The organism is Marinomonas vaga, from assembly GCF_055388305.1.
Window position 1 is genome coordinate 3,297,429 of record NZ_AP043903.1, and the last position, 20,121, is coordinate 3,317,549.

A 20,121-nucleotide genomic window follows, 5' to 3' on the forward strand; every position below is an offset into this window, starting at 1 on the left:
CATTCTATCCAACTCTCAAAAGGTATCCGAAGCCCAAAAACAAGAAAGGCTGAACAAGTCAGCCTTTCTTTGATACACATCATAATTTTAGAGCGCTAAGGACGTGTTACTCATCCAAGCTCAAAGTTTGTTGCAATGAAATCTGACGCACTTGCGCTTTCAAACTATTAATTTCACGCAACACTTGGGGGCGAAATTCATCGATAGATTTAATCGCCTCATCATAACTATTCAATTGCGCCTCCATTTCTGGTGTAAAGGATGGCGAATCGCTAGCAGATGCCACTAGGCGGCGCTGCTCTTCCAAAGAATTAGCAAGAGAATCTAAGCGGGAAGAGATTTCATCTAGCTGTAAACGCATGGCTTCGATACTCCCCTGCTGGGCAGATAAAGCACTGGCATTTTGCTCCCCTTTGGCCACCAACTCACTGACGCTTTCATCCTGAGCCGTCTGCTTCACCTCAACTGCGGCAACCGAGTCGATTAAACGGTTATAACCATTCTCCACTTCATTAAAAGCATCTGCTTGAACTGCCACACGCTTAGATTGGGTAGACACTGTTTCACGCAAATCGCCCAAGCGCCCATCAAGCTTTTCTAAAGCCTCGGTATTGGCACTGATGTTGCCGCGATTTCGGTCATACGCCACACCCCATAACTTACGAATTTCGCTGTCATGGTTCTTAAGCACCTCTTCGACAGTGGCTCCTAACTTATCGGAGGAAACATCGGCGGCTAACAGCTGATGATCGAGATCCTGGATCTGACTCTTAGCGCCAGTTAATTCATTACGCAGCTTTTGATTATCCAACCAAAGCCAATAACCCCCAGCGCCGGCTGCCGCAAGTATCAGCAGCAATAGGAAATACACACCAAACAAGCTTTGTTTTTTTGCTCGCACACTGGTGGCCTGTGTACCAGGGGTTGGTTTCGCAGGGGGCGGATTAAGTCGGCGTTTTTTAGCTTGAGCCGTCGGATTTACGGAGGAAGGTCGATCACTGATCTCATCTTGATCTAGTGTAAGACTTGGGATTTCTACGTCGTCATCTTTTCGCATGGTAACCAGGTCGTCGAGTACATTTTTGAATAACTATGAAATAAATAACCACACAAACAGAATGAATATAATCTTCAAACGTTCGATGCTAGTATATAATCACCATTAACTGCTTGATCACAAGCACTTTTCGTTACACATAAAGCAAGGAGAAAAGAAATGGCTTTTGAATTACCAGCTCTACCTTACGCTAAAGATGCACTTGAGCCGCATATGTCTACTGAAACTCTAGAGTTTCACTACGGAAAGCACCACAACACTTACGTGACTAAATTGAACGGTCTAGTACCTGGTTCAGAGTACGAAGGTAAGACTCTAGAAGAAATCATCGCTGCTGCTCCAGCTGGCCCAGTTTTCAACAACGCTGCGCAAATCTGGAACCACACTTTCTTTTGGAACAGCTTAACCCCTAACGGTGGTGGCGAGCCAACTGGCGCGCTAGCTGACGCGATCAACGCTAAATGGGGTTCTTTCGCTAAATTCCAGGAAGAGTTCAACGACAAAGCGGTTAACAACTTCGGCTCTAGCTGGACTTGGTTGGTTAAAACTGAATCTGGCGACCTAGAAATCGTTAACACTAGTAACGCAGGCACACCATTAACAGCAGGCCAGACACCTCTAATCACTGTTGACTTGTGGGAACACGCTTACTACATCGATTACCGCAACGTACGTCCTGATTACCTTAAAGGCTTCTGGGCACTTGCTAACTGGGAATTTGCGGCAGCCAACTTCTCAGCATAATAAAGGCTATTAAGAGCCAGTCACAAAAGCGCGATTTTAATCGCGCTTTTTTTGTTTTACTCTTTACTGACACAATCGCGCCCTAGCACAGACCAACTGCATGTTGCTCTTATTGGTCTGTGGCGGTATTGTGGCGCTACAAGTAATTGATTGTTAAAGGGTCTTAACGTGCTGAAACACCTTCTTTTTGGATTAACCGCTTCTTTTAGTATTGTACTTTCCGCGCAAGCAGAAACTGTCTATGTTTCTGATATTCAATTTGTGGCGATTCGTGAAGGCATGGATAATTCCACAAGGGCCACTGAACGAGGTATTCGCAGCGGCACACCTCTAACAGTTCTAGATCGCAGCGAAGGCTATGTAAAAGTCCGTTCACCTGAAGGCAATGAGGGCTGGCTGCCAGATTACTTTGTTAGTGAAGACCGTGTAAGCCGCGACCAATTGGTATATTTACAGAACCAACTTACTGCAGCGCAAGAACAACGCGCAGCCGCTGCAGAAGACCTACAAGAAGTGCGCAATTCAAACACTGAACTTGCCAATTCTGTTAGCCAGTTAACAGAACAACGTGAAAGCTTGGAACAACAATTAGAAGACGTATCGGAACTCGCACAGCGTGCAGAAGAAATTGTCTCTGCAAACGAGTCCTCTGATTACAAAATTGAATCTCTGCAACAGCAAGTTGATGCCCTAGTCGCTCAAAATGATCGTCTAACCTCCTCTACGGAGCAGCGCTGGTTTATGATTGGTGCCGGCACCTTATTAATAGGCGGCTTATTTGGCTTCTTATTTCCTATGACACGTCGTAAGAAAACACCATCCAGCTCTTGGTAATAGATGCTATAAAGCGAGCTCCGGCTCGCTTTTTTGCTAATCCTATCGACTTTTTCACTTTGAACAGCAAATACACTGATTCACCAAGTGACCCCCAAACCAGTGCCCTCTCTCACTTTACGGCAGTATTCCTAACGGATAATGGCAAACCAACTAAAATAATTACGTAAATAGCCTAGCCGTAGCCCATGCGCCTCTTTTATTGCTGTGCCTTCTTATAATAGAATAGCCGCCAATACCTGACTACTTCGCTGAAAAGTCTCGTATACTAATACGCGAAAAATTCATCCTACACTAATTAGAGCAATGTAATGGCTGACTTATCTCTATACAGAAACATCGGTATCTTTGCCCACGTTGACGCGGGTAAAACGACCACAACTGAACGTATCTTGAAACTTACTGGTAAGATCCACAAAACTGGTGAGGTTCATGACGGCGAATCTACTACTGACTTCATGGAGCAGGAAGCGGAGCGTGGTATCACTATCCAATCTGCTGCCGTAACATGTGAGTGGAAAAAGCACCGCTTGAACGTTATCGATACTCCTGGACACGTTGACTTCACAGTAGAAGTATACCGTTCCTTGAAAGTACTTGACGGCGGTATCGGTGTATTCTGTGGTTCTGGTGGTGTTGAGCCACAATCAGAAACCAACTGGCGCTACGCTAACGAGTCAGAAGTTGCTCGTGTTATCTTCGTTAACAAACTTGACCGCCTTGGTGCGAACTTCTACCGCGTTGTAGATCAAGTTAAAAACGTTCTAGCTGCTAACCCACTTGTTATGACTCTTCCAATTGGTGAAGAAGATGACTTCGTAGGTGTTGTAGACGTTCTTTCTAAGAAAGCGTACGTTTGGGACGACACTGGTCTTCCAGAAAACTACGAAATCAAAGACGTTCCAGCAGACATGGTAGACAAAGTTGAAGAATACCATGAAGCCCTAATCGAAACGGCTCTTGAGCAAGACGAAGATCTAATGATGGCTTACCTTGAAGAAGGTGAAGTGCCATCTATCGACGAAATTAAACGTTGTATCCGTAAAGGTACACGTGATCTTGCATTCTTCCCAACTTACTGTGGTTCTGCATTTAAGAACAAAGGTGTTCAACTAGTACTAGACGCTGTTGTTGACTACCTACCAAACCCAACAGAAGTTGACCCACAAGATCTTACTGATCCTGAAACTGGTGAGCCGACTGGTAAAGTTGCAACAGTCTCTGCAGACGAGCCACTACGCGCACTTGCATTCAAGATCATGGACGACCGCTTTGGCGCGTTGACGTTCATTCGTATCTACTCTGGCCGCCTTAAGAAAGGTGACACGATTCTTAACTCTGCTACAGGTAAAACTGAGCGTATCGGCCGTATGGTTGAAATGCAGGCAGACGATCGTAACGAAATCACTGAAGCGCAAGCTGGTGACATCATTGCCATCATTGGTATGAAGAACGTTCAAACAGGTCACACTCTTTGTGATCCTAAGAACGAATGTACTCTTGAAGCAATGATCTTCCCAGAGCCAGTAATCTCTATCGCTGTACAGCCTAAAGATAAGTCTGGTATGGAAAAAATGGGTATCGCAATCGGTAAAATGGTTGCAGAAGACCCTTCTTTCCAAGTTGAAACTGATGAAGATTCTGGCGAAACCATCCTTAAAGGTATGGGTGAGCTTCACCTTGACATCAAAGTTGACATTCTTAAGCGTACATACGGCGTAGACCTAATCGTAGGTCAGCCTCAGGTTGCTTACCGTGAAACTATCACGAAAGAAATCGAAGATAGCTACACGCACAAGAAACAATCTGGTGGTTCTGGTCAGTTCGGTAAGATCGATTACCGCATCAAACCAGGTGAGCCAAACTCTGGCTTCACGTTCACATCTTCTGTTGTGGGCGGTAACGTACCGAAAGAATTCTGGCCTGCAGTTGAGAAAGGCTTCAAGTCTATGATGGACGAAGGTGTCCTAGCAGGCTTCCCTGTTCTTGACGTTGAAGTTGAATTGTTTGACGGTAGCTACCACGCAGTTGACTCCTCTGCAGTAGCCTTCGAAATCGCTGCAAAAGGCGCTTTCCGTCAGTCTATTCCAAAAGCTGGCGCACAACTTCTTGAGCCTATCATGAAAGTTGACGTGTTCACTCCAGAAGACAATGTTGGTGATGTAATCGGTGACTTGAACCGTCGTCGCGGCATGATCAAAGACCAAGAAGCTGGCCTAACTGGCGTTCGTATCAAAGGTGAAGTACCACTATCTGAAATGTTCGGATACATTGGTCACCTACGTACAATCACTTCTGGCCGTGGTCAATTCTCTATGGAATTCGCTCACTACGCTCCATGTCCTGCAAACGTTGCTGAAACAGTAATCGAAGCAGCTAAAGCTAAGAAAGAAGAAAAATAATCTTCTTTCTAGAAGTGCATAACAAAAACCCGGCTTAGGCCGGGTTTTTTTATGTCTTATGGTGACCATTATTTAGAATGGTACAGGATATTGCCTAAATACCTCTGCCACATCCTTCAACACTTCATCCGACAATGATAGCTCAAAAGCATCTACATCTTCCTGAAGCTGCGACAAAGTCGTCGCACCGATAATTGTAGAAGTCACACCATCCACTTGATCACACCAAGCTAGCGCTAATTCTACTGCACTCATACCATGCTTAGCCGCCACGTCCATATAAGCTTTTACAGCCGCGTTTGCTTGCTCAGTATCACGGAACAAACCTTGGCGCTGAGAATATGTCCAACGACTTCCCTCAGGACGTGCGCCATCAAGGTATTTACCACTTAGAGAGCCAGCCGCTAGTGGTGACCATGGCAAATAAGCCACATCCTCATGCACACAGTTTTCGATCAAATAAGGCCAATCTTTTGCGTGCAACAAGCTGAACTCATTCTGAATCGATGCAACACGAGGCAAATCATGTTGTTCACTCAAGCGAATGTATTCATTAATTCCCCAAGTCGTATCATCTGATAGACCAAAATGACGGATCTTACCCGCTTTGACACACTCCTCAATGGCCTGAAGGATTTCTAACATCTTCGCAGAATGGGCATCACGATCCACATCTGAGAATGTAATCTTGCCAGGCCAATGCTTCGCAAAATGAGGCGACGTGCGATTTGGCCAGTGCAACTGGTACAGGTCAATATAGTCCGTCTGCAAGCGAGCCAGAGACGCATCAACGGATGAAATAATAGCCTCACCATCAATTTCGCCACCATTACGGATATGTTTTACACCACCACCTGCGATCTTTGAAGCTAAGACATACTCTTCGCGACGATTTGGATTACGACGGTTCCAATCACCGATAATGGTTTCAGTCTTACCATAGGATTCCGGCGTAGGCGGTACTGAGTACATTTCCGCCGTATCAATAAAGTTAATACCTTGATCTAAAGCGTACGCCATTTGTTCATCAGCGTCTTTTTGATCATTTTGAGTCCCCCATGTCATGGTGCCAAGGCACACACGGGACACATCTAGACCAGTTCGACCTAACTTACTGTACTTCATGAATTCACATTCCTATTTACAGTTAATATTCGACTTTAGAAATGTAAAGAATACCGAGAAACAAAGCCAGCCCAAGGGGAGGAAAGAATGTGAAGGGCTGGCTGAAGGGAGAGAAATACCTACTCTTGTAGGTATTCGTATTGCTGATCTGTTAACGTTTTCAAGAAAGCGACCAGAGCATCTACTCGACGATCATCCAAAGCGGGTGACTGCTCTAAGGTCGCAAAATCAATGTTTTCGGAAACTTCTGGTTCCGCCCAAGGGGCGCCAGTTTCAGGATTCAATTTACGTGTTGGGTTATTGTACTTATCGTAGAACAACACCACGGTACGCAAATCCTTAAACACACCGTTATGCATATAAGGGCCAGTGACCGCCACATTTCTCAGGGTTGGCACACGGAACTTACCGCGCTCAATATCGTCATTGATATTCGGATGAGCCCTTAAACCCAGATCCGCACCAGCTAAATGCTTCAAGTTAGGATTTGGGGGCACTCCGATATTACGGTACTCGTAATTTGTAAAAGTTTCCCGCTCAAAGAAAGGCGAAGGATTCAACTGATGGCAAGCATTACAATTCGTAAACTGCTCAGAGAAAAACAAGGTACGCCCCAACTCCTCCTGAGGTGTAAATGTTGCTTCCCCACGCATGACACGATCATACTTCGAGTTAAACGGCATGAATAATTCAGTGCTTTCGAAATGGGCAATGGCATCCGTAATAGCACTAAATGCTTTAGCCTTATCTTCAAACAAGCCATCACCATAAATCTGCTCAAATGAGGCAACATAGTCATCACGCTCAAGCACACGATCTACAACTGAGTCCTCTGAGGGCATTTGCATTTCAACAGGATTTACAAAAGGACCTGCCGCTTGATCAGCCAATGAAGACGCTCGGCCATCTAAAAACTGCCCGCCTCGATATTCTCCAGAAGACATGCGATGAAAACGCGGCGTTAAAGCAGAATACATCGCTGTAGGCGTATTTCTATCTCCCATGGAGACATCATCACTACCGATTGACACAGCCCCTTCAGCGCCAGTCAAACGCCTATCTGTAAATGCTTGGCCAATGTCATGGCAAGTGGCACAAGATTGATTACGGTTTTTAGAAAGATTCACATCAAAAAACAGCTGACTCCCAAGCATCGCCTTAGGATTGTCCAAAGGAATTGGCAAGTCGTTTTTGGGGGTCTCAGGGGGATTTTGAGGCTCAGACTGTGATGAGCAACCCACAACAAAAGAGGTTAGCAAAGTAAAAAATATAGCAGTGTATTTCATAGGAAAACTCATTACATTTAAGCCCCTATGATACATCGGAAGGCAAATGGGGTTAAGTGCAATTCCAACCAAAGCAAACTGGAATTCAGCCTGATCAATATTCCATGATATTAATCAGGCTTTTGCCCCTAGTTTTTCTCAGGCAAGGTTACATTCAACTCCAGCACAGAGCAGTCATCTGTATTTTCAAGCTGAATCTGAACATCATCTGATTCCACTTGTACGTATTTACGGATCACATCAATGATCTCTTGCTGCATTTGCGGCAAATAATCAGGCTGGTGACGACGACTGCGCTCATGGGCAACGATGATTTGCAGACGATCTTTCGCAACCGATGCAGAGCTTGGTTCACTCTTACTCTTAAAGTAATCAAAAATACCCACTCTAGCCCCCTAGTAACCGTTTGAAGAATCCTTTCTTTTGCAAGTCGATAAAGCGAAGAGGACGCTCTTCACCTAGCAATCGATCCACTGCATCACCATAAGCCAATCCTGCCTCAGCTTGGCTATCAAGAATCACTGGCGTACCTTGGTTAGATGCCTTTAACACAGCTTCAGACTCAGGGATAACACCCAATAGAGGAATTGCCAAAATCTCCTCCACGTCCTCTACACTTAGCATCTCACCCTCTGAAACTCGCTCAGGGTTGTAACGAGTGAGCAGCAAATGCTCTTCAATCGGTGACTCACCACGTTCTGCACGGCGACTTTTGCTCTGTAGAATACCTAAAATACGATCAGAATCTCGCACTGAAGATACTTCAGGGTTGGTCACAACAATCGCCACATCAGCAAAGTAGAGAGCCATCTGAGCACCACGCTCGATACCTGCCGGAGAGTCACACACAATGTAATCAAACTCTTGGGACAACTCATCCAATACAGCCTGAACACCTTCCGGCGTCAATGCATCTTTATCTCGGGTCTGAGAAGCCGGCAGAATAAACAAATTTTTCGTACGTTTATCCTTAATAAGAGTCTGGGACAAGGTCGCTTCCTTGTTGATAACGTTTACGAAGTCGTATACCACGCGACGTTCACACCCCATAATCAAATCAAGATTACGCAAGCCCACATCAAAATCGATGATGACTGTTTTGTGCCCCTTTAGAGCCAACCCGGTACCAATTGCGGCACTGGAAGTGGTCTTACCTACCCCGCCTTTACCAGAGGTTACGACGATAATCTTAGCCAACTATTTATCCCCCAAACTGAATCTCATAAGCTCATGCTATGGTTACAACGGTACGACTTCTAACGTATCGTCCACTAATAGCACTTGCGCTGTCTCTTTCCAAATAATATTTTGTAGTGCGTCGCTCAACATGAAATTTCCTGCAACAGAGACCAGTTCAGCTTCCATACTACGACAAAAAATACGCGCGTCAGTATTACCTTTAATACCTGCCAGGGCTCGGCCACGCAACGCCCCGTAAATGTGAATATTGCCTTCCGCTAACACCTCTGCCCCTGGGCTGACCTGGGATACAATGATCAGATCACCTGGAGCGTAAATCTGCTGCCCAGAGCGAATCGGCTTCGTCACCAAGGTGGCAGGCTGAGCAATTTCCCTTTCTTCCACAACCGTTTTGATCACCACATGTGGGTCTGAAGCGGGAGCACTGTCCTCATTTTTAATGTTAATCTTGCGGTTTCCACCACTTGGCAACATGGGAAGCAATACATCAGAGCGCCAAGGGGGAACACCATTGTCAGGAGCTCTCCACCCCATAACCGCTAAACCTAGCAGCCGACAGTTATCAATTAATGATTCAAAAGCATCAAAAGACACCTTCTCACAGTGACTGAAGTCAACAATCAATGGCGCCTGATTAAAAAACTGCGGCACCTGAGCAATCTTTTCCTTTAGCCCCAAAATGACCTGTTCCACATTTAACCTGCGTACTTCTAACACGACTGTGGTAACAACGCTTCCTTTGAGACGAAAGTCAGTATCTGACATCTAGAGAAATCCTTAAATAAATCAAAGCCGTAGCAATTACATTTTGCTGGCTGTAAACCAGTACCTATTCTAGCAATATACCACCGCAAATGAAGTGCGATGATGAAAACTATTTCTATCATCGCACCTTGATTGTGCCCGATAGACCCCATTGTGTGCAAATTAAACTAATCCCTTAACCCCCTGTTTTTTAATAACTTTTACAGCTTATTTACAAGGTTTTGCCACCTTTTCTGGGGAAAACTCATGACCCATTTTGATCCCCATTATGGCGCACGGTATTGATAGTCTAATGTGGACACCCCTAACCCTGAGTGCTTAGACACTTTAATTTGAGTGGGTATGCGTTCCTTTAACGCCTCAACATGACTGATGATACCTATTGTTTTACCATGACTATTCAGCCGATCTAGGGCATCCAAGGCCGTATCAAGGGTCTCACTGTCTAACGTCCCAAACCCCTCATCCAAAAACAGAGAATCGATGGATGTCTTATGGGATACCAAATCAGATAGAGAGACAGCAAGCGCCAAACTGACAAGGAAAGACTCTCCTCCTGATAGGGTTTTAGTATCCCTAGAGGCATCCCCTTGCCAATGGTCAATCACTTCTAACGCTAGACCCTCAGCTGCCCTACGCTGCAACTCGTAGCGACCATGGAGACTACTTAAATGCTTATTTGCCAGCCAAATAAGATGATCCAGTGTGACTGACTGGGCATAACGCCTAAATTTAGCTCCGTCCGCGGAGCCAATAAGAGCATTTAAGTCATCCAGTACGGCAAAAGCTTCTTTCTTTGCTTTAATCTCTTTCATTAAGGTCAGATTGCCTTGTCGGTTTTCCTGCTCCGCCCGAACTCGCTCACGAACTTCTCCCAACTCCAGCAATAGGGCTTGATACTTAGCTTTAACCCCTTGCTGCTGATCCGTGAGACTTTCATAGGTATCCGACTCCGCTATCGAACTTGGAACCGACTGCTCTTCTTGAGCCAATTCCTGATCTCTATTACGAATCTCAATGTTTAATTCTTGGATCTTACTATGTAGTTGCTCTTTCAAGTCAGATAACCGCTGTCGCACTTCTGGTGCCAATCGACTGCTCTGACGCACTTGTTCCGAAGCAAACCCATTTTCTTCTAACGCACGTTGGTACTCTGCTTGCGCTTTTGAAAGCACTTGCTCTGCTTCCTGTAATCGAATTTGACAACTATCAAGCTCAGTCGCCAACCGGGTATGATTGAGCGTTAGCCTTTCCCGCTTGGTCGACCATTCATTAAAGGCTCGTTCTTTATCAACAATTTGATCCAGCCACCATTGACGTGTGGAAGCCACACTTTTGCCATCTAGTGCGGTGACCAACTCAGCGACCAATGCTTGCTTTTGTTTTTTGAGTTCCGCCATGCGCTCTTGACAGGCTTGTTCTTGTGATAGGAGGTCCTGTGTATGTTTACCGCTCGCTTCTAAGCGCCACTCTAATTCGCTGATTAATTTTTGACACTCTGCTGTGTTCCGAGATGCCGATGCCCATTTCTCCAGTGCTTCATTGATTTGCTGAAGATTGACGTAATCCTCTTGAATTAAAGCTGGCTCCAAAATCAGTTCATTCACTTCACTAATAAATACCTGACGTCTGTTAGCTAAGCTTTGGGTTTGCTCTGCATTCTGTCGTTGTAACGACGTCAATTGCTGCTGTGCTTGGGCCTTACTAAGATCCAAACGTTCTGCATCTTTTTCCAGCTGAGTCAATCTAATGGTGTTTTGCACCCTCGCTAAGCCGCCTTTTTGTAGGGTCTTTTCAATATTAACGGCTTGCTCTAATTCGGCTTCCTGATGTGTGAGTTCTCCCCAGAAAGCTTCCATCCCAGCTTTATAGCTTTCTATATCAGGCACCTTTTCAAACCAGCTGGATAAAGTCATTTCAAGCTGGTGATTAAGAGCCTGCTGTTCCTGCTCCCAATCAAGAACTGTTTGACGCTGCTGGGCTAACTTGTGCCGCAGCAACTCTAATGCTTGATGGCATGCTTGGTAAGCTTTAACGGCTTGTTGATAGGATTCTTCTAACTGCTGGTAACGAGTTTCAAGATTTAGATCAATCGTAATCGGGGCGGCTTTGTTGAGGTCATGCTCTGTCGCACCACAAACACCGCAAGGGTCGCCGGGAATTAAGCTCTTCCGTTCTTGCTCTAACACCGATAACCGCTGCTGTAACAGACGCCTTGCTTGCAAGTCTTCCAAATGCTGATGTATCGCTTGTTGTTTAGCATCAAGGTCTGCTTCTTGCTGGGTCAGCCTTTGATGCTCCTGTTCCGATACCTGCCATTCTTGCTTTCGCTCACTCACCAGTCGACTCAGTTGCTCTAAACGGCGAACATCCCCTTCCGCGCCAGACAAACGAGCCAAGGCATCCCGTTTTTTCTGAAGCAAGGAACGTCGCTCTTCAATACTGCCAGACGCCCCCAGTGTCACTTGCAGTTGTTGGCGCGCGGCTTCTTCAACTTCATCCTGCTGAGCTATTTCTGAGCGGCATGTATTCTGCTGATCAAGAATCGATACTCTCTCTTGCTCAAGTTGCTGCAGTATTATTCCCTGCTGGTTTTCTTTGGCAATCAATTCACTTAATTGTCGTTCAGCATTGACCAACTCAGCTTCTTGGGCTTCCCATTTGGCCAGTAAAGATTGAGCTCTACCTCCATCTTTCCACGCCGCAGAAGCCACTTTATGAGACAGCAACTCAGATTGAACCTTATCAATGTCAGACTGCAATGACTGATCCGTCGATGCAGCCGCCTGCTTTTGCTCCAACAGCTTTACAAGAAGACTGTGCTCACGCTCTAATTCTCCACTTACCGCCCCAATCTTTTGTTCCATTGGAGTCCAATGATTTTCAGCTTGGCGCTCAAACGTCATCATTGATTGCTTCGCTTGATCTAGGTGATGCTGGCTCTGGTCACATTCAGAATTGGCCTCTTTTAACGCTTCATCACAGACCTGAACCTCATGATTAATACCTTTTAATTGAGTGCTTTGCTTATCACACTCCTTGGCCAACTCAACCAATTGTTGTTGCCCAACTTCCAGACTCTCTGCTTTCTGAGCAAATGCCAACCGGTCAAACTCTGATCCATGAGAGGCCAAGGTTTCGTTTGCAAGTCCGAACTCCTTTTGAGCTTGATTTTGCTTACTACGCAACTCTCTTAGGCGGCTAAACCAACTTACGCCCTGATTCAATCGCTCCAACTCTTTTTCAAGAGCCTGTTGGGTCAAACTATACTCTTGTAGCTGTGTAGACAGAGCCGAAAAAGCGTCTTCATCCATCAACTTATGGCTTGCGTAAATCGCCTCTTGTTGTTGTATCTCTTGCTTGCCTTCACGATGCCGTTCAAAGATACGCTTAGATATAATGGCGTACAGCTCCGTACCGGTAAGCTCTTCTAGTAACTCAGCACGCTCTCCATCTTTGGCATTCAAGAAAGCAGCAAAGCCACCCTGTGCCAGCATCATGGAGCGGGTAAAGCGGTCAAAGTCCAAACCTGTTAATTCCGCAACCTTGGCGATTTTAGGGGCAATTTTGTCGGTGATAACTGTGCCATCTGATTGGGCCAGTTCACATTGAATCTGCTGTAAATTTCCAGTGGCTTGGTTGCGGGCCCGCCGCTGTCCCCAAAAGGCTCGATAGCGGACACCTTTTACTTCAAACACCACTTCGGCTGAACAATGGGCCGTATGACGCGTCATGACATCATTGGCCGACTGGGACACATTTACCCTTGGCGTTTGATGGTAAAGGGCAAGACACATGGCATCTAGTAAGGTGGACTTACCTGCCCCTGTTGGCCCAGTGATGGCGAATATTCCAGAACTTGCTAACGGCTCAGCTTCGAAATCAATGAACCATTTACCTTTGAGGGAATTTAAGTTTTCAAACCCCAGTGAGCAAATCTTCATTCCGCGACCTCATTCTCATCGATAAAGGTATTGAACATTTGCGCAAGATGTTTGGCGTGATCTTCATCAAGTTGTTTTTCTTCCAATAGCTGGGCAAACACATCTTGCGGAGTCACATCTTCCAAGGTCGCTGTTTCGCCGTTATTGGTATTGAGACTAATGTGCTTACGAAGGCGTTGCACCTTAAGCACCTCAATATTTTTACCCTCCAGTAGCTCACTCACCTGCTCTTGAAACAAGCCAATATTGATGTCATCGGTCAAGGTTAAATCAAGCCATAGGCATAATTCGGACTCGTTTGTGATAGCCGCTAATGCTTCAACTAACTCATCACGACTGCCTTTTAGACTTCTTAGCTCCCTAAAATTTGGGATAGAAATAAGGTCTACGTTCTTATTCTCTGTATCAAAAACCGCCACAGATTTTTGTGTACCACTTTCATCAAAACTCATAGGAATGGGTGAACCCGAGTAACGCCACTGCTCTTTACCCCCCACCTGCATTGGCTTATGAATGTGACCAAGCGCCAAGTAATCGAATTCTGGTAATAACGCTGGCGGGAGCGCCTCAAGGGTCCCCACATAAATATCTCGCACGGACTCTGTTTTCTGGCCACCTAATACCGTCAAATGCCCTGTACCAATGATAGGTAAATCTTCGGCCACTTGCTTGGCTTGCTCATATAGCACCCTGTAATAGGCTTGAATACGATCTGACAGTTGCGCTTGTTTCGCATCAATGGACTGTCCTAACTCACGCTGCACCATGTCTCTGACTCTTAAAAAAGGGACCGCGCAGACCATTGCAGCACGCTCCCCGGCTCGGTTCTTTAAGGTCACCAATGATGCTTCTAGTTGGTCCCAACTGGGTTGAGTAATCACATAGGTATTCATCTGCTGTAGCAGGCTTTTACTTTCATTGAGCACACTCACAGAATCATGATTTCCTGCCACCACGATCAGAGCACAATCCCGTTGATATAAAGCCAACACCAATTCTAGATAAAGCTCTCGGGCATAACTGGGAGGTGTACTGGTATCAAACACATCTCCAGCTAAAATCACTGCTTCAATGTTTGCTGCGGTTACGTAATCCAGTAACCAGCTAATCAATAATTGATGTTCCTCGGCGCGACTTCGCCCCATAAAGCTTTGCCCAAGATGCCAATCAGAGGTATGGAGAATTTTCATAGACTACTTCGTAAGTAAAAGGTACTGGTACTGCTCAACCCGCATCTTACTGAGGCTAAACACTTTCTCTAAGGATTCCATAGACACACTGCGATCAATTAAAACATATGCCACGTCATAACGTTGAAAGACTTGATCTGGGATGGCCCCTTCAAAGTCAGTCACCAGTGGTTGCCCATAAACTCGGTGACTGAGCGCCATCAGTGATTTAATTAACTCGTCCCCCAATGGCACGAGGTGCCCCTCACAAATAATGACCGATTTAAGGGCTGGATCTATATGGGTACGTTGCTGTTTTTTACCTAATTCTAGGGTGCCAAAGTCTGCTTCTAAACGAATAGGTAGCAATAAACGCACGGCTTCATCAGAGGAAGTTAAACTCACTGACATCCCCGTCTCATCGCCAATACGCCAATTAATGGCGTCGCAGGGCAATAAAGCGGTATTAGCGTGGCAGGTAACGATAGCGAAATCATCTGCCTCCACTGTTACATCCGTTATTCGTGTGGCAATAGGAAAAGCATTTTGTCCATAACGGGTTAAAGCGAGATTTTGATCCACGGATGTTTGGCAGGTCAGGCGTTTTTCCTGAGAGTGCAGATCAAACAAGGCACAACTTTCACAAGCGCCCGCTAGACAACTGTGTGGCACAATCGCTCCTTTACCCAGCAAGCCTTGAAGAAGATTGCTGCCCGCGGGCAAAAGGTAAGAAGAACCATCCAGTGTGACCGTATAAATTTCAGACATGAAGGGCTAAGTATCCCGTACAAAACCCTATTATGACGGGGGGAAGCTATCGGATGCAAACCCAAGCCCCCATGGGGGATTAGCAGATTTTCAATGCGCCTCTGTGGGGAACAAGGGTAATGAGATAATAGCGATGGATGGGCAAATTCAACTCTTTAATACTCCATGTACAGGCCATCGATTTCCCTCCTTTGCCTTTCAACTGCCCCATATGAGGAGTAGAAACCTCTTTTAAACGTGTTGCTAGCTCCTGACTCCAACCTTTTTCAAATAACTCTGTTAAATCATCAAACAGCTTCAACTTACCCAAGGAAGCCCCAAACACCTCTTGCATGGGGTAGCCTGTTAGCAATTGGGCACTTTGACTGACACCTAAAATAGCGCCATGTTGATTAACTAAAATACTGGCGTCTGGTAGTTTATCGAGCAAAAGTCGCGACAGTTCATTCACCTCTTGCAGCTGAACCTGTACGCCAATTAAATCATCATTCAGATCATTTCGTTGATGCCGTAACACCTCACAGCGTTTTGCTAGGCTTTCACACAGACTTAGGCCATCCATACTGACCTCTAGGTATTCCAAATGATGACGAGCCAAAATTAGATGAAAGCTATGATAACGCCGGTATAAGCTGTACAAGAGCGCTAAAATAAGCACTACAACCAGAACAACCAAATAAGCTTGCACATTGAACTCGGAATGGACTTGATTAAACACTAGGTATTCAACCGCCACACCGAGTATGAACGCGAGCACAAGCGCCAGAGTAAAACTGCTACGCATCGAATTTGGCACTCTTAGTGTAACGAAACGAAATGGTCACAGGCTCTACCCAATAAAAAAAACGACCTGCTAAATTTAGCAGGTCGTTGGGGCTCTCTGTGTGACGAAATGTTGTAATTACTTTGGTGGGGAGTAACTATGCTCGCACTCTTGGTGTCGCCAGCAGCAGAGCCTTAAGCAGCTCCCAAAACTCTGCTACTGAGGCTATCTCTAGTCGCTCAGAAGGAGAATGGGCGCCGCGGATATTCGGCCCAAAAGACACCATTTCCATTGCGGGGTATTTTGCTCCAATGATCCCGCACTCCAGCCCTGCATGGATCACTTTAACGTTTGGCGCAAAGCCCATCACTTGCTGATGAATCTCGTTAAATTGCTTTAACAGCCCCTGATCAGGCTGGGGCTTCCAACCTGGGTAGCCATTTTCCAACAAAACATCGCATCCAATTAACTCAAAGGGAGACGCCGCCACTCGGGCCAAGTAATCCGTCTGACTATCAACTAACGATCGCACCAATAAGCACGCTGAAAAAGACAGTCCACTCCCCTCTGGCAACAAACGAACAACGCCAAAATTACAGGATGTCTCGGTGACACCGGATAAAACGGGTGACATTCTATGAACCCCATTCGGCGCCACAGATAAGGCTTGCAAAAACGCGACCTGCTCCGCCTCAGGCAAATGAGGTGCTGCGGGTGCTGGTACCACCGAGATCGTCAAATTAGGATCTGTGTCTGCAAATTCTGCAGCAAACACCTCCGCAAAACCCTTCACTAGGTTTGACGCTTGGTCAAGCTGATCCTTTGCAAGGGCAATCGTAGCTTTGGCATCTCGAGCAATGGCATTTCGTAAAGTGCCCCCCTCAAAAGACCCTAAGCCAAATGAAATCTGCTCCGCCAATTCAGACAACAAGCGTGTTAAAAGAACGTTGGCGTTGGCCAGTCCCTTATGAATATCAAGTCCCGAGTGCCCACCTTTAAGCCCTGATACCGTCACTTGCAAGCCCGTATCAAACAGCTCAGTTCGTTGTGCGGGATACTTATGAGCAACATTGATATCAATCCCCCCCGCACAACCGATGTAAACATCACCCCGGTCTTCAGAGTCTAGATTCAGCAGCCGAGTGCCCTTTAGAACACCTGGAGCAAGTTGTGCCGCACCTCTAAGACTGGTTTCTTCTTCAATGGTAAATAACGCCTCAATAGGCCCATGGGGGATATCCTCCGCTGCCAGCACAGCAAGTATCGCCGCAACGCCAATACCATTATCAGCCCCAAGTGTCGTACCACGGGCATGAACCCAACCATCCTGTTCATAAGTCTCTAACGGATCAGTTTCAAAATTATGGGATGAGTTTGCTTCTTTTTGTGCCACCATATCCAAATGGCCTTGCAACACTGTGGTCTCACAATGTTCCATACCCGCAGTGGCATCTTTTAAGATAAATAGGTTACCAACCTCATCCACAAAGGACGTTAGGTTCTTTGCCTTAGCCCACGCGATCAAATGATCTCGCAGTTTTTTTTCGTGAAAGGAAGGGCGTGGGGTGTCGCACATTAGGCGAAATTGTGTCCACACTGACTCGGGGGCCAATGTGTCTAACCATGCATTCATTATTTACTCCTAAGGGAAGCCATCATGGATCACAAGATGGCTTCTCAAACAGTCTGATTAATTAACGCTTTTTGAGCGCCGCTGCGGAGAATGTGACAAATTCTTCAGCGCTTGTGGGGTGGACTCCGACCGTTGAGTCAAAGTGTGCCTTAGTTGCGCCTGCTTTGATAGCAATTCCTAATCCTTGAATGATTTCACCCGCATAATCACCCACCATATGTGCGCCTAAAACTCGATCGGTTCCGCGATCCACGATCAGTTTCATAAAGGAGCGTTCTTGTGCCCCTGACAGGGTATGCTTCATGGCGCGGAAATCTGTTTGATACACATCGATATCGAAACCACGATCGTCCGCTTCTTGTTCAGTGAGGCCCACAGTGCCAATCGGCGGCTGACAGAAGACTGCAGTAGGAATGTTGTCGTAATCCATGGCACATTCTTTCTGGTCGAACCAGTACCCTATTAGTGCCATAGCTTCTTTGATCGCAACCGGCGTAAGCTGAACCTTATCAGTCACATCACCGATGGCGTAGACACTTTCCACTGTGCTTTTGTAGTTGTGGTCTACCTCAATAGCCCCCTTGCTGTTGGTTTTCACACCCACTGCCTCAAGGTTTAACTCTGCCGTTTTAGGAACACGTCCAGTCGCATACAAGACTTGATCCACCACTAGCTCTCGACCATTTTTTAATGTTACGCGTTTTTGTTTGCCATCCATTTCAATGGCTGCCACATCACTGTTGAGCTGCACATCAATGCCCGCTTTATTAAACTCTTGGGTCGCAAACTCACGTACGTCTTCATCAAAGCCACGTAGCAACTTGTCACCACGATACATAAGAGTAGTGCTGACGCCTAAGCCATTACAAATACCCGCGAACTCTACAGCGATGTAACCACCGCCCACCACAAGAATAGACTCAGGCAATTCATCCAAATAAAACATGTCATCTGACACCAGAGCGTGTTCACTGCCGGGAAATTCAGGCACAAAAGGCTGAGCCCCTACTGCGATCAAAATACGCTCTGCCGTGATCAACTCCTCACCCACTTGAACTGTGTGTGCATCAACCAACTTGCCATAACCTTGATGAATAGTAACCCCAGGGTTCTCAAGAAGGTTTTTATAAATTCCGTTCAGTCGTTCAATCTCTTTTGTTTTATTGTCTCGTAGGGTCGCCCAATCGAAGGAAGGTTTAGCAAACTGCCAGCCATATCCTTGGGCCTGCTCCGCGACATGACCGTATTCAGAGCCATAGACAAATAATTTTTTAGGGACACAACCTATGTTTACACAGGTACCGCCCAGGGCTGAGGCTTCTGCAACACCTACTTTAAAGCCTTTTGATGCCGCAACTCGGCTGGCTCGGACACCACCAGAACCAGCACCTATTACGAAAAGATCGTATTGATATTGCATAACGTTTCCCTCTTAAATTCGTTTGCTTCTTTTATGAGGATCAATCCACTATTTTCAATGAAGGTTTTGCACGCCAAATGCAGAAGAAAAGCGCTAATCGTGTTGTCAATAGGACTTTAATCTGTAACTATTCTTGACCAACAGGATTATATAAGCAGGATTTATAGGTGTTATGAAAGTTGTATCCTTCAACATCAACGGCCTTAGAGCACGCCCCCATCAAATTGAAGCTTTGGTAGCCGAGCAACAACCGGACATCATTGGTTTACAGGAAATTAAGGTTCATGACGAAGCCTTTCCCCATGAGATCCCTCAATCAGTTGGGTATCACGCATACCACTTCGGCCAAAAATCCCACTACGGTGTGGCCATATTCAGCAAAGCACCTGCTGTAAGTGTTGAATACGGCTTTCCAGGGGACGAAGAAGACGCCCAGCGCCGTATGATTATCGCGACATTTGATACGCCATCAGGACCACTAAAGGTCATTAATGGGTATTTTCCACAGGGGGAAAGCCGTGACCATGAAACAAAATTCCCTGCTAAGCGTAAATTCTACGCGGACCTAATGTCCTACCTTGCAAATCAATCACCTGAAGAGCAAATTGTCGTCATGGGTGACTTCAATATCTCCTACCAAGATTGCGATATTGGTATCGGTGAACAAAATGCAAAACGTTGGTTACGTACGGGCAAATGTAGCTTTTTGCCGGAAGAGCGTGAATGGTTTGAGCAACTTCTTGGTTGGGGGCTTGGGGACACCTATCGTGTCCAAAACCCTGATAACAATGAGTTTTTTAGCTGGTTTGATTACCGTTCCAAAGGATTTGATGACCAACCTAAACGCGGATTGAGAATAGATGGCGTCCTGGCTACAGCCTCGCTAATGAACAAGCTAGTTGCCTCTGGCATTGATTACCAAATTCGCGGCATGGAAAAACCTTCTGACCACGCACCGATTTGGGCAGAATTTAATCTCGCCTGATTAGATCATTATTTGATCAAGTAGAA

The 20,121-nt window shown here is 46.0% G+C and carries 16 protein-coding genes; 4 read left to right on the plus strand and 12 right to left on the minus strand.

Annotation, left to right across the window (positions count from 1 at the left end; translation table 11 throughout):
• Window positions 1-106 precede the first annotated feature (106 nt).
• Window positions 107-1,057, minus strand: a complete 951-nt coding sequence (locus ACZ5DR_RS15545; protein ID WP_377367796.1) for a hypothetical protein — start codon at window positions 1,055-1,057, stop codon at window positions 107-109.
• Between the two features lie 159 nt (window positions 1,058-1,216).
• On the opposite strand from ACZ5DR_RS15545, the gene ACZ5DR_RS15550 reads away from it, so the two are divergent.
• From ACZ5DR_RS15550 to fusA, 3 genes are all read left to right on the plus strand, one after another.
• A complete protein-coding gene (locus ACZ5DR_RS15550) occupies window positions 1,217-1,801 on the plus strand; it encodes a superoxide dismutase (RefSeq protein WP_377367794.1) in 585 nt (194 codons plus the stop codon).
• 168 nt (window positions 1,802-1,969) lie between these two features.
• Window positions 1,970-2,635 carry a TIGR04211 family SH3 domain-containing protein gene (locus ACZ5DR_RS15555; RefSeq protein ID WP_377367792.1) on the plus strand — a complete coding sequence of 222 codons (666 nt, stop codon included), beginning with the start codon at window positions 1,970-1,972 and terminating at the stop codon, window positions 2,633-2,635.
• Window positions 2,636-2,946: 311 nt separating this feature from the next.
• Window positions 2,947-5,037: an elongation factor G gene (fusA, locus tag ACZ5DR_RS15560; RefSeq protein WP_377367790.1), complete on the plus strand. Its 2,091-nt coding sequence runs from the start codon at window positions 2,947-2,949 to the stop codon at window positions 5,035-5,037.
• A gap of 72 nt (window positions 5,038-5,109) precedes the next feature.
• On the opposite strand, the gene ACZ5DR_RS15565 is transcribed toward fusA, so the two are convergent.
• The 11 genes from ACZ5DR_RS15565 to gorA all read right to left on the minus strand — a co-directional run bounded on the left by ACZ5DR_RS15565 (window position 5,110) and on the right by gorA (window position 19,110).
• Window positions 5,110-6,162, minus strand: coding sequence for an aldo/keto reductase (locus ACZ5DR_RS15565; RefSeq protein WP_377367788.1), 1,053 nt, complete (start codon window positions 6,160-6,162; stop codon window positions 5,110-5,112).
• Window positions 6,163-6,281: 119 nt separating this feature from the next.
• Window positions 6,282-7,448, minus strand: coding sequence for a cytochrome-c peroxidase (locus ACZ5DR_RS15570; protein WP_377367786.1), 1,167 nt, complete (start codon window positions 7,446-7,448; stop codon window positions 6,282-6,284).
• A 128-nt stretch (window positions 7,449-7,576) separates the two neighbouring features.
• Window positions 7,577-7,834 (minus strand): cell division topological specificity factor MinE, encoded by a 258-nt coding sequence (gene minE, locus ACZ5DR_RS15575; protein ID WP_377367784.1) that lies wholly within the window; start codon window positions 7,832-7,834, stop codon window positions 7,577-7,579.
• 1 nt (window position 7,835) lies between these two features.
• The gene (gene minD / locus ACZ5DR_RS15580) at window positions 7,836-8,645 is read right to left on the minus strand and encodes a septum site-determining protein MinD (protein ID WP_377367782.1); all 810 of its coding nucleotides are present in this window, start codon (window positions 8,643-8,645) and stop codon (window positions 7,836-7,838) included.
• A 42-nt stretch (window positions 8,646-8,687) separates the two neighbouring features.
• On the minus strand, window positions 8,688-9,413 hold the full coding sequence (gene minC / locus ACZ5DR_RS15585; RefSeq protein WP_377367780.1) for a septum site-determining protein MinC: 726 nt from the start codon (window positions 9,411-9,413) through the stop codon (window positions 8,688-8,690).
• 266 nt (window positions 9,414-9,679) lie between these two features.
• On the minus strand, window positions 9,680-13,357 hold the full coding sequence (locus ACZ5DR_RS15590) for an SbcC/MukB-like Walker B domain-containing protein (RefSeq protein WP_377367778.1): 3,678 nt from the start codon (window positions 13,355-13,357) through the stop codon (window positions 9,680-9,682).
• Window positions 13,354-14,547 (minus strand): exonuclease SbcCD subunit D C-terminal domain-containing protein, encoded by a 1,194-nt coding sequence (locus tag ACZ5DR_RS15595; RefSeq protein ID WP_377367776.1) that lies wholly within the window; start codon window positions 14,545-14,547, stop codon window positions 13,354-13,356. Before ACZ5DR_RS15595 ends, ACZ5DR_RS15590 begins: the two co-directional genes overlap by 4 nt.
• 3 nt (window positions 14,548-14,550) lie before the next feature.
• On the minus strand, window positions 14,551-15,294 hold the full coding sequence (locus ACZ5DR_RS15600) for a 2Fe-2S iron-sulfur cluster-binding protein (protein WP_377367774.1): 744 nt from the start codon (window positions 15,292-15,294) through the stop codon (window positions 14,551-14,553).
• 79 nt (window positions 15,295-15,373) lie between these two features.
• Window positions 15,374-16,078: a PAS domain-containing protein gene (locus tag ACZ5DR_RS15605; protein ID WP_377367772.1), complete on the minus strand. Its 705-nt coding sequence runs from the start codon at window positions 16,076-16,078 to the stop codon at window positions 15,374-15,376.
• A gap of 136 nt (window positions 16,079-16,214) precedes the next feature.
• Window positions 16,215-17,690, minus strand: coding sequence for an aminoacyl-histidine dipeptidase (locus ACZ5DR_RS15610; protein WP_377367770.1), 1,476 nt, complete (start codon window positions 17,688-17,690; stop codon window positions 16,215-16,217).
• A gap of 61 nt (window positions 17,691-17,751) precedes the next feature.
• Window positions 17,752-19,110, minus strand: coding sequence for a glutathione-disulfide reductase (gorA, locus tag ACZ5DR_RS15615; RefSeq protein WP_377367768.1), 1,359 nt, complete (start codon window positions 19,108-19,110; stop codon window positions 17,752-17,754).
• A gap of 172 nt (window positions 19,111-19,282) precedes the next feature.
• Between gorA and xthA the strand changes: the two genes are divergently transcribed.
• Complete coding sequence (gene xthA, locus ACZ5DR_RS15620) at window positions 19,283-20,095, plus strand: exodeoxyribonuclease III (RefSeq protein ID WP_377367766.1); 813 nt, start codon at window positions 19,283-19,285, stop codon at window positions 20,093-20,095.
• Window positions 20,096-20,121: the final 26 nt, after the last annotated feature.

Excerpts from the sequence above, each read along its gene's own strand:
- ACZ5DR_RS15545 (WP_377367796.1), bottom strand. The coding sequence starts at position 1,057 with ATGCGAAAAGATGACGACGTAGAAATCCCAAGTCTTACACTAGATCAA.
- ACZ5DR_RS15550 (WP_377367794.1), top strand. The coding sequence starts at position 1,217 with ATGGCTTTTGAATTACCAGCTCTACCTTACGCTAAAGATGCACTTGAG.
- fusA (WP_377367790.1), top strand. The coding sequence starts at position 2,947 with ATGGCTGACTTATCTCTATACAGAAACATCGGTATCTTTGCCCACGTT.
- ACZ5DR_RS15565 (WP_377367788.1), bottom strand. The coding sequence starts at position 6,162 with ATGAAGTACAGTAAGTTAGGTCGAACTGGTCTAGATGTGTCCCGTGTG.
- ACZ5DR_RS15570 (WP_377367786.1), bottom strand. The coding sequence starts at position 7,448 with ATGAAATACACTGCTATATTTTTTACTTTGCTAACCTCTTTTGTTGTG.
- minC (WP_377367780.1), bottom strand. The coding sequence starts at position 9,413 with ATGTCAGATACTGACTTTCGTCTCAAAGGAAGCGTTGTTACCACAGTC.
- ACZ5DR_RS15590 (WP_377367778.1), bottom strand. The coding sequence starts at position 13,357 with ATGAAGATTTGCTCACTGGGGTTTGAAAACTTAAATTCCCTCAAAGGT.
- ACZ5DR_RS15595 (WP_377367776.1), bottom strand. The coding sequence starts at position 14,547 with ATGAAAATTCTCCATACCTCTGATTGGCATCTTGGGCAAAGCTTTATG.
- ACZ5DR_RS15600 (WP_377367774.1), bottom strand. The coding sequence starts at position 15,294 with ATGTCTGAAATTTATACGGTCACACTGGATGGTTCTTCTTACCTTTTG.
- ACZ5DR_RS15605 (WP_377367772.1), bottom strand. The coding sequence starts at position 16,078 with ATGCGTAGCAGTTTTACTCTGGCGCTTGTGCTCGCGTTCATACTCGGT.
- ACZ5DR_RS15610 (WP_377367770.1), bottom strand. The coding sequence starts at position 17,690 with ATGAATGCATGGTTAGACACATTGGCCCCCGAGTCAGTGTGGACACAA.
- gorA (WP_377367768.1), bottom strand. The coding sequence starts at position 19,110 with ATGCAATATCAATACGATCTTTTCGTAATAGGTGCTGGTTCTGGTGGT.
- xthA (WP_377367766.1), top strand. The coding sequence starts at position 19,283 with ATGAAAGTTGTATCCTTCAACATCAACGGCCTTAGAGCACGCCCCCAT.